The organism is Anaerolineales bacterium, assembly GCA_003105035.1.
In the GTDB taxonomy this organism is placed as follows: Bacteria; Chloroflexota; Anaerolineae; order Anaerolineales; family UBA4823; genus FEB-25.
In genome coordinates, this window is the sequence record PQAL01000036.1 from 133,258 (window position 1) to 148,496 (window position 15,239).

General features: G+C 49.2%; 14 protein-coding genes and 1 tRNA gene. 10 read left to right on the top strand and 5 right to left on the bottom strand.

Annotated elements, in window-relative coordinates:
• Positions 1-9: 9 nt before the first annotated feature.
• The 5 genes from C3F13_15605 to C3F13_15625 are packed head-to-tail and all read right to left on the bottom strand — an operon-like array spanning position 10 to position 5,164.
• On the bottom strand, positions 10-1,017 hold the full coding sequence (locus C3F13_15605) for a peptide ABC transporter ATP-binding protein (GenBank protein PWB50928.1): 1,008 nt from the start codon (positions 1,015-1,017) through the stop codon (positions 10-12).
• A 24-nt stretch (positions 1,018-1,041) separates the two neighbouring features.
• Positions 1,042-2,004, bottom strand: a complete 963-nt coding sequence (locus tag C3F13_15610; GenBank protein PWB50929.1) for an ABC transporter permease — start codon at positions 2,002-2,004, stop codon at positions 1,042-1,044.
• A gap of 9 nt (positions 2,005-2,013) precedes the next feature.
• Positions 2,014-3,150 carry a diguanylate cyclase gene (locus tag C3F13_15615; GenBank protein PWB50930.1) on the bottom strand — a complete coding sequence of 379 codons (1,137 nt, stop codon included), beginning with the start codon at positions 3,148-3,150 and terminating at the stop codon, positions 2,014-2,016.
• An 18-nt stretch (positions 3,151-3,168) separates the two neighbouring features.
• Positions 3,169-4,923 (bottom strand): hypothetical protein, encoded by a 1,755-nt coding sequence (locus C3F13_15620; protein PWB50931.1) that lies wholly within the window; start codon positions 4,921-4,923, stop codon positions 3,169-3,171.
• Between the two features lies 1 nt (position 4,924).
• Positions 4,925-5,164 carry a hypothetical protein gene (locus C3F13_15625; protein ID PWB50932.1) on the bottom strand — a complete coding sequence of 80 codons (240 nt, stop codon included), beginning with the start codon at positions 5,162-5,164 and terminating at the stop codon, positions 4,925-4,927.
• On the opposite strand from C3F13_15625, the gene C3F13_15630 reads away from it, so the two are divergent.
• From C3F13_15630 to C3F13_15675, 10 genes are all read left to right on the top strand, one after another.
• Positions 5,153-6,334 carry an amidohydrolase gene (locus C3F13_15630; protein ID PWB50933.1) on the top strand — a complete coding sequence of 394 codons (1,182 nt, stop codon included), beginning with the start codon at positions 5,153-5,155 and terminating at the stop codon, positions 6,332-6,334. The genes C3F13_15625 and C3F13_15630 overlap by 12 nt on opposite strands.
• A gap of 29 nt (positions 6,335-6,363) precedes the next feature.
• On the top strand, positions 6,364-7,020 hold the full coding sequence (locus C3F13_15635; GenBank protein ID PWB50934.1) for a hypothetical protein: 657 nt from the start codon (positions 6,364-6,366) through the stop codon (positions 7,018-7,020).
• Entirely contained in the window at positions 7,020-8,186 is a 1,167-nt protein-coding gene (locus C3F13_15640) for a hypothetical protein (protein PWB50935.1), read from the top strand. Before C3F13_15635 ends, C3F13_15640 begins: the two co-directional genes overlap by 1 nt.
• Positions 8,187-8,425: 239 nt before the next feature.
• Positions 8,426-8,501 (top strand) — tRNA-Thr (locus tag C3F13_15645).
• A 92-nt stretch (positions 8,502-8,593) separates the two neighbouring features.
• Positions 8,594-9,226: a uridine kinase gene (locus tag C3F13_15650; GenBank protein ID PWB50936.1), complete on the top strand. Its 633-nt coding sequence runs from the start codon at positions 8,594-8,596 to the stop codon at positions 9,224-9,226.
• A 25-nt stretch (positions 9,227-9,251) separates the two neighbouring features.
• Positions 9,252-9,764: a peptidylprolyl isomerase gene (locus tag C3F13_15655; protein ID PWB50937.1), complete on the top strand. Its 513-nt coding sequence runs from the start codon at positions 9,252-9,254 to the stop codon at positions 9,762-9,764.
• 4 nt (positions 9,765-9,768) lie between these two features.
• The gene (locus C3F13_15660) at positions 9,769-10,326 is read left to right on the top strand and encodes a hypothetical protein (protein ID PWB50938.1); all 558 of its coding nucleotides are present in this window, start codon (positions 9,769-9,771) and stop codon (positions 10,324-10,326) included.
• A 5-nt stretch (positions 10,327-10,331) separates the two neighbouring features.
• Positions 10,332-11,684, top strand: coding sequence for a peptidase M20 (locus C3F13_15665; GenBank protein PWB50990.1), 1,353 nt, complete (start codon positions 10,332-10,334; stop codon positions 11,682-11,684).
• 282 nt (positions 11,685-11,966) lie between these two features.
• Complete coding sequence (locus C3F13_15670) at positions 11,967-12,314, top strand: hypothetical protein (GenBank protein ID PWB50939.1); 348 nt, start codon at positions 11,967-11,969, stop codon at positions 12,312-12,314.
• 121 nt (positions 12,315-12,435) lie between these two features.
• On the top strand, positions 12,436-15,231 hold the full coding sequence (locus tag C3F13_15675) for a DNA polymerase III subunit epsilon (GenBank protein PWB50940.1): 2,796 nt from the start codon (positions 12,436-12,438) through the stop codon (positions 15,229-15,231).
• Positions 15,232-15,239 lie beyond the last annotated feature (8 nt).

Consider the following 15,239-nt stretch of genomic DNA (forward strand, 5'->3'; position numbering starts at 1 on the left):
CCTGAAGTATTAACGGGGTTTACCAGTAGTCAAATCCATCCAGCAGGCAGCCTGGTGATTATCTGCAGCAACATGGATTAATGGAGGCATTTCTTGAAGACAACGATCAAAGGTATGATCACAGCGTGGTGCAAATGGGCACCCTTTGGGTTCAACCAGCAGGTTGGGTGGCGCACCAGGAATTGAGTGTAAGCGTTTTTCCCGACGAAGGTCTACCCTGGGCAAAGCTGCTAATAGAGCATGAGTATATGGGTGTCTTGCATCTTCGTACAGGTGATCGACCAGGGCTTCTTCGACGATGAAGCCGGAATACATGACGATCACGCGTTCTGCAATTTCAGCGACCACACCCAGGTCATGCGTGATCCAGATCACAGACATGTTCATTGCTGTTCGGATAGACTGCACCAGCTCGACAATCTGCGCCTGGATGGTCACATCGAGAGCTGTGGTAGGTTCATCTGCGATCAGGATGCTAGGATTACAGGAAAGTGCCATGGCGATCATTGCCCGTTGCCGCATTCCCCCTGAGAACTGGTGTGGAAAATCTTTTAAACGGTTGGCTGGTTCAGGAATTCCAACCATTTCTAGCAGTTCAACACAACGCTGTTGGTTTTTTTCTTTTTCCAAGCCAAGGTGGATACGCAGTGGCTCGCTTAGCTGTCGACCAATACTAAGTACTGGATTGAACGCTGTCATCGGGTCCTGGAATACCATGGCAATATCCCTGCCACGTATCTCTTCCATTTGTGATTCTTCTAATTTAATCAGATCCTTCCCCTGAAATAATGCCTGGCCACTGGCAATCTCACCCGGAGGGATGGGGATCAGGCCCATGATAGACATCATCGTCACAGATTTACCGCAACCGCTTTCGCCTACGACGCCGATCGTCTCACCCTCATTCAAGTGGAAAGATACCCCATTTACAGCATGTACAGTGCCTTCAGCAATGTGAAAACGGGTCTTCAGGTCAATGACTTCCAGGATCTTATGCGGAGTCGTTCCATTGTTCATAGCAATCAGTATTCTATCCAATCATTACACGGCTCGGCTGTGTGGATCGAGTGCATCTCGCAACCCATCCCCCAGGAAATTTATGCTTAAAACGATCAGCACAATGAACATACCCGGGAAGAACCACAACCACCAGGCTGATTCAATATAGTTGTAAGCCCCTTCCAGCATATTTCCCCACGTAGCGGTGGGCGGTTGTACTCCTAGACCTAAAAAACTTATATAAGCTTCCAAAATGATTGCTGCGGCAATACTAAGTGTTGCTGATACAATGATGGGGGCAATACTGTTGGGGAGTACATGTCGCAGGATAATATCCTTGGTCGATGTGCCGGTTGCTCTTGCAGCCAATATATAATCGTTTTCTTTCACCGATAAGAATTGAGCGCGCACCAACCTCGCCAAATAAGGCCAGCTGGTGATACCAATCACAAATACGATCACGATCACGCTGCCACTGAAAGTTCGTCCTGCAAATTTTATGTTAGGTATCGATGCAGCGAAATAACGCGCCATAACCAGAAGCAGGAAGATCTGCGGGATCACCAGAATTGCTTCGGTAACACGCATCAATGCGCTATCCAGCCAGCCGCCAAAATATCCCGCCATGGCGCCAATGCTGACGCCTAAAATCACCTCCACCAGCATGGCGGTTAATCCGATCAGTATGGATATCTGGCCGCCATAGATGGTTCGCGCCAGTATGTCTCGGCCGATTGTGTCGGTTCCGAAGGGATGCTCACGCGAAGGAGATTGCAATGCGTTGCCCGTTTCGGTACGGTTCGAGTAACCCTCAGTAAAAACGAAAGATCCTATTAAGGCATATAGTAGAATCAGCAGCAGGGTGATCGTTCCAAATATCGCCATTCGATGGCGTCGAAAACGGCGCCAAGTGAGCTGGGTAAGTGTTAATGGTGGGGTTTCCAGCTCATCGGGAGTCAGGTTGGGGATGCCTGGTTTAGGTTGTGATAAGGTTGCGTCAGTCATAATTTACCATTATTTATAGCGGATGCGCGGATCCAGCCAGGCATATGTTACATCCGCAATGATCTGGAAGATGATCACAGCAAAAGCAATCATCATCATGATACCCATGACCACAGCGGTATCCGAACGCTCGACGTGATCAAGGAATAATCGTCCCATACCAGGCCATCCGAAAATTCGCTCAGTCACGATTGCGCCTCCAAGCAGGAAGGGTAAGTCAAGAGCGACTAGGGTGACAATCGGTAAGGCAGCATTTTTTAAGGCATGGATATATACCACCTCCCGCCTGGGTAAACCCTTGGCTTTAGCAGTTCGTACATAATCTTGCCCAAGGGTTTCCAGCATGGCACTACGGATATAGCGGCTATAGCCAGCAATAAAACCGAATGAAAGTGTAGCGACAGGCAGAATCATATGCCAGGCGAGCTGCATAGTCGATGGGCCAGCCGATGGCTCAAACATGCCCACCGTCGGCAAGTAAGGTAGCCCCCATTTCCTGAAATTCACCGAAAATATATACATGGCTAATAATGCAAAAAAGAACACTGGCATCGAATATAGCACAAAAGTAGTTGCTGTGATGATATTGTCTGCAGCCGAGTACTGGTGCAGGGCAGAATAAATCCCGATGAGTAATGCAACGGATATGATAATAGCTTCAGCTGTGACCATCAAAAGTAGTGTGTTTGTTAATCGTTCACCGATTACTTTGGTAACCGGCTGGCGATTGACTAACGAGATGCCCCAATCACCTCGTAACACACCTTTCCGAGTACCAGTAGCGTATGAATCAATGTAATTAAGTGGATTTAAGCATTTCACAATGGGATTTAAAATCCCCGCATTTGGCTCGGGAATCTCACCCACAGGCCTGGTCCAGTCATTGCCGATCAACCAGTAGACATATTGGACACAGCCAGGCTTATCCAATCCCAATTGCTTGGCTAGCCGGATGCGATCTTCTGGCCTAGTCACTTTACGTCCCCCCATGGTGGCAAGCGGGTCACCCATAGCTTGCATCATGGCAAACAGGACGATACTTATAATCAATAACAGTGGAATGGCTTGTAATAACCGGCGAATGATATAACGAGTCATTGATTTTTGGTGATATTCATGTGCAGGCGGGCCACCCCGCCTGCACATATTGAGTAGAAATGATTATTATTTAATATCCCACTCAGCAATATTGAAGAATGGGGTCGCACCGGACATTTTGTAACCAGTCATCCGGTCGCTGAACGAGAACAGGTCTGGGTCCTGCCAAATACCAAGCCAGTAAACATTATCATAAATAAGCTTCGTTATCTCGTAGAAGGTCTGTTGTCGTTCGGCGAAGTCAAATTGAGTCAGCTGCTTAAGGAATAGCCCATCCAGAGTCTCATCACACAGACCTGTGGGGCTGGAACCAGCCGGATTCGCATCGCTGGGGATGTTTGAGCATAGCCAAACGGTCGTGTTCGGATCTGGCCAGTAGGGTGAATCTGAATATTCGATGAGATCCAGGGAGAAGTTGGCGGAGGGGCCATCATCCTGGTATCCGTTAAAGAAGGTGTCGGAATCGTAGCTCAACAGTTCCGTCCCGATTCCTACTGCAGCCAGATCTTGCTGGCCAACTGCCTGGGTATCCTGGCGAACTTGCCGGTTGGTTGTTCCCCACTTTAATACCAACTCGACCCCATCTTTATCGACGGTACCGTCGCCATTGGTATCGGTCCAGCCTGCTTCCGCCAGTAAAGTTTTAGCTTTATCAGGGTCGTAGGGATACGGGGTTATGGTTGGGTCGACCCATGGGCTCTTATCCCAATCGGTGGCTGCCACACCTGTTAGACCAAGTAGTAAATCATCCACCAGTTTCTGCCGGTTGAAGGCATAGGCAATCGCCTGGCGAACCTTCACATCCTTTAGTGCCGGGTTGCCTTTCTCAGGATGCAAATTGATGTAAATACCTTCGTTGTAACCTGAGAAAGAATTGAGGATTGTGATATTTGCTGCTTGCAGCTGAGGCACATCAGGGTAACCAAAGAATGTGCCTACATCGCCATCACCCGAAACCAGGGCTGCGATATTCGAAGCATCATCCGGAACAAATTTGAAGAATAACTCATCGACTTTAGCTGGCTCAAGCCAGTAATTGTCATTCCTGACAAAGCGGGCAAAGCTGCCAGATTGCCATTCTTCGAATACGAATGGTCCACAACCGACGGTTGGAGCCCTGTTCCATTCGGCGGTATCAAGGGTGCCTTCCGCATCAAAGACGGGTTGCAGAATGTGCTTGGGGATGATCGGGGTACTGCTGGTCGAACCGCTAAAGAGCGTTGCCTGCCATGAAGCAAAAGGCTCTGGGAAATTAAATACCACAGTTTGGTCATCCGGTGTTTCGACGGATGTTATTAAATTATATGGCGAGCGGGTGCTCACAGCGTTCGAATCAGCCATGATCATGTCGTAGGTGAATTTAAAGTCTGCAGAGGTGATTGGCTCACCATCTGACCACTTAATATCGTCCCTCAACTTGAAGGTAAATGTCTTACCATCGTTGGTTATCCCGCCATTTTCGAGGGTTGGCATCTCTTTCAATAAATATGGAAACGCCTTTGCCTCGTCGTCAAACAGCCATGGTGTACACATATAGGCTGGATAGATTACTGACACGAACCACATGTTGGTGTAGATGGGGTTGAGGTTATCAAACTCCTGGCCCCAAATGAACGTCAGCACCTTCTTTTCAGCTGGTGCGGTAGTGGGTTCTACAACCGGTGGAGCTTCTGTGGGTTGGGCGACAGGTGGCGCTTCAGTGGGCTGCACGACAGGCGGAGCTTCTGTGACGACCGTAGTCGCGGTCGGTGCGGTAGTGCAGGCAGAAAAAACAAAAGTGGCGATTATCAATAGGGTAAACAAAATATGTTTACGTTGCATCTTATTCTCCTCTGAATTTATGTTGGATGGATAGATATTGCTCCATATTTACAAAGCCGAAGAGCAAAACACGGTTATTGATAATATTCGACCATCGACCTCCTTGTCTTATGTTGAGTATGTCAATTTTTACCATTGATTTGGGATGCTTCAAGCATTGAAGCATATTATAGTATTTAATCGGCTTTTTTGCCAACCTCTTTCCGCAGGTTTTAAGTATAATTAAATTATGCTGAATCATCATAAAAAGTTCATTTGTTCAGAAATCGAGCACCAATCGGAAAAATTGTGGGCAATCAGCACCAAGCTATTTAATGAGCCGGAGACTGCCTTTAAAGAATTCAAAGCCAGTCAGCTTCTTACCCATGCTCTGCAGGAAGGTGGGTTCAGTGTAGAAGGCGGGATCGCCAATCTGGACACTGCTTTCCGGGCGTCCATCGGTGACCAGGCCCACCCATGCATTGCCATCCTGGCTGAGTACGATGCCCTGACGGGTCTGGGGCACGCCTGCGGCCATAACCTGATTGCTTCGGCAGCCATTGGCGCTGGCCTGGCACTGGCCGAGCTACAGCCCCGCTTACCAGGTCTCATCCAGGTAATTGGCTCTCCAGCTGAAGAGGGGGGTGGTGGTAAGATCATATTAGCTGAAGCCGGGGTATTTGATTCGGTTGATGCTGGCATGATGTTCCACCCGGCTGCAAAGAACATGGTCTTACGTAGCTCCCTCGCTTCCGCCAAGCTGAGAATGGAATTTTTCGGCAAAGCTTCGCATGCCGCCGCAGCCCCTGAAGAAGGCATCAATGCATTAGATGCATTGATCCTGACCTTCAACAATATCCATGCCATTCGCCCCCTCCTTGGCCCGAAGGATGTCATTGCTGGCATCATCCTGAATGGAGGCGAAGCAGCCAACATAATCCCTGCCTATACTTGTGCAGATTTTAGTATTCGCAGTCTTACTTCCCAACGCAGGGATGAGATCATCGAGAAAGTTAAAGCCTGTGCTCAAGCTGGCGCCCAGGCAGTCGGCTGCCAGCTGAAACTCACCCTTTCGCCGGGCTACAAGAACATGTTACCCAACCATGTCATTGCGGATTTATTCTCCGCCAATCTTGAAATAGTCGGTCGCCAGGTGGTTGAACCGGGCCCGTTCGAGCGCATGGGCTCCACCGATATGGGAGATGTCAGCCACATTATCCCCGCCATCCACGCTTACCTGGCGATCGCACCAGAAAATATCGCTGGTCACACCCTGGAGTTTAAGGAATACTGTATCTCTGAAGCGGGTAAATCGGCCATGCTAGATGCAGCCAAAGCATTGGCAATGACAGTTGTGGATTTGCTTACCGATCCTTCCCTGGTTCAGAAGGCAAAAGTAGAATTGAACCGTACAATAAGTGAAAAATCCTGATATCGGAGTGATGAATAGGAGGCAATATTATGGCAGGGCACTATCTTCAAAGTCTTTTAGGCGAACGCGAGAATGTCATCCTGGCGACCAGGCACCATTGGTTTGTCCTGGCCAGCTCAATCGTTCTTGAAGCAGTCTTAGTATCGATCATCTTCATTGCAACGATCCTGATTTCGATTTACGCTTACGGCAAAACACCTGCCTGGTGGATTATCAGTGTATTGGGCTTCTTGCTTATGCTGATACCCATCACCACCGGCACGCGGGATATCCTGAACTGGTCGAATCACCAGTTCATTATCACCAATCATCGTGTGATGCAGATCTCAGGCATCTTCAACAAAAGTGTGATTGATTCCTCGCTGGATAAAGTCAATGATATCAAGATGGACCAATCAGCGTTGGGACGGTTGTTTGGTTACGGGGATATCGAAATCCTGACCGCCAGCGAATTAGGGGTCAACCTGTTCAAAAAAATTGATGAACCGGTGAAGTTCAAAAGCGCCCTGATAAACGCCAAGGCATATCTCGAGCATACCCCTGAAGAAGCTCCTGAACCAAAAGTCGAAGAAAACAAAGCTGACATCCCCGACATGATCAATCGCCTGGCCGATTTACGTGCCCGGGGCGTCATTACAGAGACTGAATTCCTGCAGAAGAAATCTGAGCTCCTATCTAAAATCTAATGAGCACCAGCTTTTTGAAATTCGAAGAGCTCACCTGGCCTGAGGTTCGAGCAGTACACCGCCGAACTCCGCTCGTGCTTCCTCTGGGATCCGGCTATGATATGCATCGCCTGGCCGATGCCCTGGGCAATCCTGAAATTGCCTACCTCCTGCCTTCATTTCCTTATGGGTGGCAGGGTAGTGGCCTGGTTGTCTCCGATGCTGTGCTGAGCAGGTATCTCGAAAATCTTATCTCAGGGCTGTGGGATGACGGATTCACCAATACGTTTGTTCTCGTTCCACAGGGTCTTCAACTGAATCTTTGTGTTCCCTGGTTGGCTTTACCCCACCAGTCAACGGTTTTCCAGAGTAATTCTCTTCCTGCGGAAACTGAGCACGGCAAGCTTGTGCTCATTCCTATTGGACATACCGAACAGCATGGCTTTCACCTGCCCCTATCCACCGACACGATGATCATTGAAGCAATCGCTCAAGGCACAGCCTCAGCTTTCTCCGAGCAGACCACCCTCCTTCCGGTCATGCCCTATGGTGTCAGCACCCACCGCCAATCTTTCGCCGGTACGTTTAATGCCGGAGGGCGTGCCTTTGAGGATTTCTGGATCAACGTGATCGATGTCCTGGCTGAACGTAGGTTTAAACTATTTTATTTAATCAACGGCCACGGAGGAAACAGCTCGTTTATTATTAATGCCATCAAATATGCCGGCGAACGTCACCGGCGTATCTTCTGCGCCACAGCCTGGCTGTATCTCTCCGGTCCACAAGGTATTGCCGCACTCGAAAAATATCGCCAATCCGGTATCGGTGGCATGGGCCATGCCTGCGAGCTTGAAACTTCATTCATCCTCCACTTGCACCCCGAGCTTGTCCATATGGAACGTGTAGTGGATGAAGTCGATTTTGTTGCTACACCTTCATATTATATGGATTGGGTGGAGGGAGGTGCGTTAATCGCCAACCCACCTTGGGATGATGACTCGAAAACCGGTGCTTACGGAGCTGGTAGCCTGGCAACTGCTGAAAAAGGCAGGCTGTGGCTCCAGGCAGCCATTGACGAGAAGGTAGCGCATATCAAGGAAATCTTTCAACAGCACCAGCTACGTGAGGCACGGCGGGAGAGCGGCTATGGATTATGGGGCGAAGTTAATAAGAGCGGGTATACTTAGAACGCTTGCGTTTTCTATCGTTTGACATCGATAAGGCCGGAGGTTTTTCGGTAAGAATTTCCCCCGTATCTAGACATTCATCCCATCCGATTCCTCGACTCTCAGTGTAGATAGTGGTCAAACATGCTCAGATATCATGGCTATGCGCATGTCGGGAACTTTTTCATCGTCTATTCGTTAGTTTTCAATCGCTATTTTTCTTCGCCAATCACCTGTGGTATAATCCCGTCGCCTTTACCGCCACCGTAGCTCAGACGGCAGAGCAAGCGTTTCGTAAACGTTAGGTCAAGGGTTCAATTCCCTTCGGTGGCTCAATAATTTTAATCGACCGTTAGTATTCGCCTTCCCTCCCTGTTCGATGCTTCTATTTGCTTCCCCCAACAACCGTATTCCAGTATAATTCCTGCATGCCAAATCGTACACCCCCTCTCGTGATCGGAATTGCCGGTGGAACAGGCTCAGGAAAATCCACAGTTGCAAAAGTGATCATCGATAGGGTGGGTGCCAGTCACATTGCCCTTTTGCCTCATGATGCATATTATAAAAACCTCACACAGCTTGAGCCGGCTCAACGTGCATTGATTAATTTCGACCATCCTGATTCTCTCGAAACCAGCCTTTTGGTTCAGCACATCAAGCAACTCAAAATTCTTGAGCCCATCGAGCTGCCTGTATATGATTTTAAGACGCATACCCGTACGAACACCACCGTACATGTCGACCCTCAGCCGGTCATTCTGGTTGAAGGTATCTTGATTCTGGCAGAGAAAGCGCTACGCGAGCTCTTTGATGTAAAAATTTTCGTCGATACTGACGCGGATATCCGCTTTATTCGGCGTCTTGAACGGGACATCGCCGAAAGAGGGCGCACAAGTCAATCTGTCGTAAAACAATATCTGGAAACCGTTCGCCCCATGCACCTGGAATTTGTCGAGCCGTCCAAGCGTTATGCGGATGTTATCATCCCTGAAGGTGGCTTGAATACGGTTGCGATGGACATGGTGGTTGCCAGGCTCGAAGCGCTGTTACGCAACCACTAATCATAATGTAGAAAGGAATTGAATAATGACAGCTCAGCAGTGGTCAAAACCTCCTGATATGGAGATTGATCCCAAGAAATCGTATATTGCAATTTTGAGTACCGATAAAGGTGACATTACCATTAAACTTTTTCCCGATAAAACCCCGCGCACGGTTAATAATTTCGTTTTTCTGGCTCGCCAAGGTTTTTATGATGGCACCATCTTCCACCGGGTGATCACCGATTTCATGGTTCAGGGAGGCGATCCGTCCGGCACTGGAATGGGTGGACCCGGATATCGCTTTGCGGATGAATTCGACCCTAGTTTGCGCCATGATAAAGCTGGCATTCTTTCTATGGCCAATGCTGGCCCGAACACAAATGGCTCACAATTCTTTATCACCCATGTTCCCACTCCCTGGTTGAACAACAAGCACAGTGTCTTTGGCCAGGTCACGGATGGAATCAATGTCTTGTTTTCCATTCCTGCTCGTGATCCATCCAAACGTGATTCTCCTGCTGTTAAACTTATTGCCGTGAAGATCCTGGAAGAATAGCTTTATGAATTCCAGGTGGCTGCTGCTAGCCGCTCGCATCTTCGCCTTCCTTGTCGTTATAGCAATAACAATTTTCGTTTACCTGGTGGGCGATAAAGCAAAGCAGCTGGCAGTATATGGCTATCCTGGAATTTTCGTGATTTCATTCCTGGCATATGCCACGGTTTTTGTCCCTGCACCGGGGGTGCTGTTCGTTTCTGTAATGGGCACCACGCTGACACCCTGGTTGGTAGGATTGGTTGCAGGAGCGGGGGCTGCAGCTGGCGAGATAACCGGGTACTTGTTCGGTTTTAGCGGCCAGCCTGTAGCAGAAAAAGCCAAAATTTATGGGAAAATGGTTGAGTGGTTAAATAAAAATGGCGCCCTGGCAATTTTGCTGTTGTCCGCTGTACCTAATCCCTTTTTTGACGTCACTGGCGTGGCTGCTGGTGCCTTGAAAATGCCAGTCCGTAAATTCATGCTATGGACCTGGATTGGTGAAACGATTAAAATGATGGCTTTTGCATACGGTGGGGGTGTAGTCTTTAAATACATTTTTGATTGGATCAGGAGCTGGCTATGATCGACATGAAGCTTTACGACAATTTCTTAGAAAAGAATTTGGAACGCAGCATTTCCGAGCTTGCGGATTACTGCCGCCAGCCTAGCGTCGCTGCCCAGAATTGGGGCCTAGTTGAGTGCGCTGAGCTGACCAGAGATATGCTTAACTCCAGGGGTTTCACGGTTGAAATTATCTCGACTGGTGGTGCGCCGGTAGTGTTTGCTGAGAAGGCCGGACGCTCGGATAAAACCTTGCTCTTTTACAACCACTACGATGTGCAGCCACCTGAGCCACTTGATTTATGGGATAGCCCTCCTTTTGAGCCAACCCTGAGGAATGGTAAACTCTACGCCAGAGGGGTCAGCGATGATAAGGGACACCTGGTTAGTCGCTTGTTCGCCATTGATTCACTCCTGTCGATCGATGGAGAGCTCCCTTGTAATATCAAATTCGTCGTTGAGGGTGAAGAGGAAGCCAGCAGCATCCACCTCAAAGGTTTCGTCCTCAATCACCTGGATAAACTAAGCGCAGATGCCTGTATCTGGGAGTTTGGAGGAGTGGACCATCGCGAAGTGCCTGTTCAGTACCTGGGTTTACGCGGAATCTGCTACGTAGAATTATCCGTTGAGACGGCAATAATCGATGTGCACTCAGGTATAGGTGGCTCAATTTTCCCCAATGCAGCATGGAGACTCGTTTGGGCTCTCTCCACCTTGAAAGGTGAAGATGAACGTATCCGTTTGCCTGGTCATTATGACACAGTCAAGCCACCCAGTGAACGCGACCGGCAGCTATTTTCTATGCTTCCCGAAACAGCGGATGAATACAAGACTCTCTATGGTGTTGACCACTTCCTCCGTGGCATTGAAGGAGGACTGGAGCTTCGCCTGGCGGAGGTATTCGAGCCCACCTGCACCATCTGCGGTCTGACCTCCGGTTATCAGGGCGAAGGCTCAAAGACCGTGCTGCCTGCAAAAGCTTCAGCAAAGGTAGATTTCCGCCTGGTACCAGACCAGACTCCTGAACAGGTTTTGAAATCCCTCCGCCTCCATCTGGACCGTGAAGGATTTTCAGATGTGCAGATCCAATTCCTGGGCGGAGAACAGCCTGCTCGCACCGATCCCGATGACCCGTTCGTCGCACTGGTGGTGGAAGCCGCACGGCCGGTATACGGTCAACCCATGCAGATCATCCCCATGGGTGGTGGCTCAGGACCGAACCACGCATTTGTTCATAACCTCCACCTGCCTGTGGTCTCCGCAGGCATCGGTTACCCAGGCGCTCAAGGCCATGCCCCCAATGAAAACATCCGCCTCGATCTCTACTTAAAAGGTGCCCAACACATCGCCCGCATCCTCAAGGAATTTGCCAATAGCTGAGTTTTTTCCATATCCAAAATATCGAATAGAGAAAAGAGAATGCTCGGCCCTGGGCATTCTCTTTTCTCAAGAAACCAACCATTTTTGTTTCTAGTTTCTAGTGATTTACCTGGGTTATTAACAATTTCCAGTTACTATGTGTGCACTTTCGCGTGCTCAAAAACCTGAGTGGTTTTTGTGCCTGTCGAAGCATTAATCTCTTTATGTGCTTCGAGCAGCTCTGCAGACATCGGCCAGGCTCTTCGCTCTGCCAGGCGGGCACGTTCATAAGCTTTATCCGCCATGGCAGCTCCTCTACAAAGTGCGAGAGTGAAAAAAAGCACTCCGGTAAAGATGAAAAGGATTATTCCAATCACGAACGCAGTCATACTGGTATCCTTTCCGAATAACTATTTGAGCAGCAATGTTTATTTTACGTTAACCACCTTACAAAATCAAGTGCCAAACCTTGCATTAATGCAAACATTATTGTTAATTCATCTTCAATTTATGTTATTTAAGCTTTCGATACTGATAAACAAGATCCGATATGGATTCAGTTACAATTTTTATGCCGTTTTATTTTTGGATAGCTATATTTTTTTCGTAGATTTGGATTTTGGAAAAATCGTTAATTTCGCGAGAATCTGAACTCCAGGCAGATTCTTTACATTCTCCTTAGAGAAATGAATTCCTCGAATAGAAACGCATATCCTATACAAAAGCTTCGCTTTACCAGGCTGTTAGTCACCCTGCTGGTATAATCCGTCCCATGGATTCCATCGTTGCCATTGATATCGAAACCACCGGACTCGATCCGCAAAAAGATTCCATCATCGAGATCGGAGCAGTCCGTTTTTCGACAAGCCGTATCGAAGATGAATGGAACTCCCTGATAAATCCAGGTCGCAAGATCCCACCATTCATCACTCAGCTGACCGGTATCAATGACCATATGGTCCTTGAAGCGCCTGCGATTCAAAACATCTTACCTGACCTGCGTTCATTCGTAGGCGATTCCCCCATCCTCGGTCATAATGTCGGATTCGACCTCGCCTTTCTATACCGGCAAGGGCTATTCAAAGCAAATGATCAGCTGGATACCTATGAAATTGCCTCCGTCCTGCTCCCAACCGCGGGGCGTTATAACCTGGGCTCATTGGGCCAGCAGTTGAATATCCCCTTGCGGGCCAACCATCGCGCCTTAGATGATGCCCGGGTAACCTCAGCAGTCTATCGATCGCTACACGAAATCGGCATGCAATTACCAGTTCAGCTGCTGGCTGAGCTAGTCCGCCTGGGTGAAGGTCTGGATTGGGCAGGCTATGGTTTCTTCTATAACCTCTTACGATCCAGGTCGAAAGAGACGATTTCTGCCCGGCAGGTCAGGCAGGGGTATTCGGGACCAATTTTTGAAGCATACCACGTCCGCGATGTCTCGCCGCTCACACCTAACCCCCAGCTCAGCCCACTCGATCCCGATGAAGTCGCATCTGCCCTAGAGCCTGGTGGAATTTTCTATCACCACTTCCCTAATTATGAGCACCGGCCCCAGCAGATCGAGATGCTCAGGGCGGTCACTCGTGCCCTCACAGAAAATCGCCACTTACTGGTCGAAGCAGGCACCGGTACCGGCAAAAGTATGGCTTACCTGCTACCGTCTGCGTTGTGGGCTGTAAAAAATGGTCAGCGAGTGGTCATATCCACGAATACCATTAACTTGCAAGACCAGCTGATCAATAAAGATATTCCTGACCTATGCCAGGCGATGGGATTGAACCTTTCGGCTGCGGTGATGAAAGGCCGCTCAAATTACCTCTGCCCGCGCCGCCTCGAAAACATGCGCCGGCGTGGACCTGGTAACGCTGACGAGATCCGTGTTTTGGGTAAGGTGCTTGTCTGGTTGCTCTCGACTAATACCGGCGACCGCAATGAGCTTAATCTAAACGGATTGGTTGAACGCGATATCTGGCTTCGCCTGTCAGCGGATGACGAAGGCTGTACCACAGAAAACTGTATCAAGCGTGGCGGGATCTGCCCTTTCTATCGCGCTCGTCAGGCGGCTCTGGCTGCCCATATTCTGATCGTTAATCATGCTTTACTGCTGGCAGATGTTGCCACCGGAAACCGTGTTCTCCCCGAATATAACTACTTGATCGTAGATGAGGCGCATCACCTGGAAGAAGCTACCACCAGTGCTCTAAGCTTTAAAACTACTGAGTATCTACTTGATCGCGCCATGCGTGAGCTGGGTAGTCCAAATTCAGGCGCGCTTGGTAAGCTGATTGGTATCCTGGAAGGAAATGTTTTGCCTTCCGACTTTGCAGCCATTAACCGCTACATCCAACAAGCGACAGATCTGGCATTTCATTTTCAAACATCAACCCAGGCATTCTTCCGCTCCATCGAAGAGTTTCTTTTCGAGCAACGTGAAGGCAATGACATCGGTATGTATGCTCACCAGGAGCGTATCCTACCTGCCACCCGTACGCAACCTGCCTGGGCCGATGTTGAAGCTGCCTGGGAAGAATGTGACGCATCGCTAAAACCATTAGTTGACAACCTGGCAGGATTGCTTCAGGCGTTGGGTGAAATTGCCGAAACCCTGCCTGAAGAGGATGATGATACCATCTCCAACCTGAGGAGCCTCTATCTCAGGTTAGTCGAGATCCAGAATAACTTGTATTCCCTGGTATTCGAACCGAAGCCTGAATCCATCTATTGGTTTGAGATTCAACCCAACAGCCGGCAGATTTCCTTGAACGCAGCTCCGCTGAATATCGGACCCCTGATGCAGAAGTACTTGTGGAACGAAAAATCTGCTGTGATTCTCACCTCAGCGACACTTACCACGGCCGGTGAATTCAATTACCTTAAAGGCAGGCTTTACGCGAATGAGGCCTATGAGCTGGCTGTCGGTTCTCCGTTCGATTATGAAACTTCGGTATTATTGTATATTGCAAACGATATCCCTGAACCTTCCGATCGCTCTGGCCATCAACGCGCAGTCGAGCAAGGCATCCTGAACCTGTGCCTTGCCACCGGGGGTAAGGCCCTGGTTCTTTTCACCTCATACGACCAGCTGCGCCGGACTTACAACAGCATAAAAGATTTACTTAGCCGTAAAAATATCCAGGTCTATCTTCAGGGCGAGGGTGCCTCAGCAAGCTCTCTCCTGGAAAATTTCAAGGTGGAGGAACGTGCTGTACTCTTCGGAACCCGTGCTTTTTGGGAAGGTGTGGATGTGCCCGGAGCAGCTTTATCGGTGCTGGTCATCGTGAAGCTCCCCTTTGATGTGCCTTCTGATCCGATCGTAGCCGCTCGTTCGGAGACATTTGAAGACCCCTTTACGCAATACTCCTTACCCGAAGCCATCTTGCGTTTCCGGCAGGGGTTCGGCCGTCTGATCCGCACCCAATCTGATCGTGGCATCGTGGCAATCTTCGATCGGCGCATCATGTCAAAACGTTATGGCCGGCTTTTCACCGATTCTCTCCCCACCTGCACCACCCGGGTAGGTCCTGCCTCTGAACTCCCCAAGCTGGCAGTTCGCTGGCTAAATCTATGATACTAACC

Bases quoted from the DNA above. Each gene is read 5' to 3' on its own strand.
- C3F13_15630 (PWB50933.1), top strand. From the start codon at position 5,153: ATGCTGAATCATCATAAAAAGTTCATTTGTTCAGAAATCGAGCACCAA.
- C3F13_15640 (PWB50935.1), top strand. From the start codon at position 7,020: ATGAGCACCAGCTTTTTGAAATTCGAAGAGCTCACCTGGCCTGAGGTT.
- C3F13_15675 (PWB50940.1), top strand. From the start codon at position 12,436: ATGGATTCCATCGTTGCCATTGATATCGAAACCACCGGACTCGATCCG.
- C3F13_15655 (PWB50937.1), top strand. From the start codon at position 9,252: ATGACAGCTCAGCAGTGGTCAAAACCTCCTGATATGGAGATTGATCCC.
- C3F13_15620 (PWB50931.1), bottom strand. From the start codon at position 4,923: ATGCAACGTAAACATATTTTGTTTACCCTATTGATAATCGCCACTTTT.
- C3F13_15605 (PWB50928.1), bottom strand. From the start codon at position 1,017: ATGAACAATGGAACGACTCCGCATAAGATCCTGGAAGTCATTGACCTG.
- C3F13_15665 (PWB50990.1), top strand. From the start codon at position 10,332: ATGAAGCTTTACGACAATTTCTTAGAAAAGAATTTGGAACGCAGCATT.
- C3F13_15635 (PWB50934.1), top strand. From the start codon at position 6,364: ATGGCAGGGCACTATCTTCAAAGTCTTTTAGGCGAACGCGAGAATGTC.
- C3F13_15625 (PWB50932.1), bottom strand. From the start codon at position 5,164: ATGATTCAGCATAATTTAATTATACTTAAAACCTGCGGAAAGAGGTTG.
- C3F13_15670 (PWB50939.1), top strand. From the start codon at position 11,967: ATGGCAGCTCCTCTACAAAGTGCGAGAGTGAAAAAAAGCACTCCGGTA.
- C3F13_15660 (PWB50938.1), top strand. From the start codon at position 9,769: ATGAATTCCAGGTGGCTGCTGCTAGCCGCTCGCATCTTCGCCTTCCTT.
- C3F13_15615 (PWB50930.1), bottom strand. From the start codon at position 3,150: ATGTGCAGGCGGGGTGGCCCGCCTGCACATGAATATCACCAAAAATCA.
- C3F13_15610 (PWB50929.1), bottom strand. From the start codon at position 2,004: ATGACTGACGCAACCTTATCACAACCTAAACCAGGCATCCCCAACCTG.
- C3F13_15650 (PWB50936.1), top strand. From the start codon at position 8,594: ATGCCAAATCGTACACCCCCTCTCGTGATCGGAATTGCCGGTGGAACA.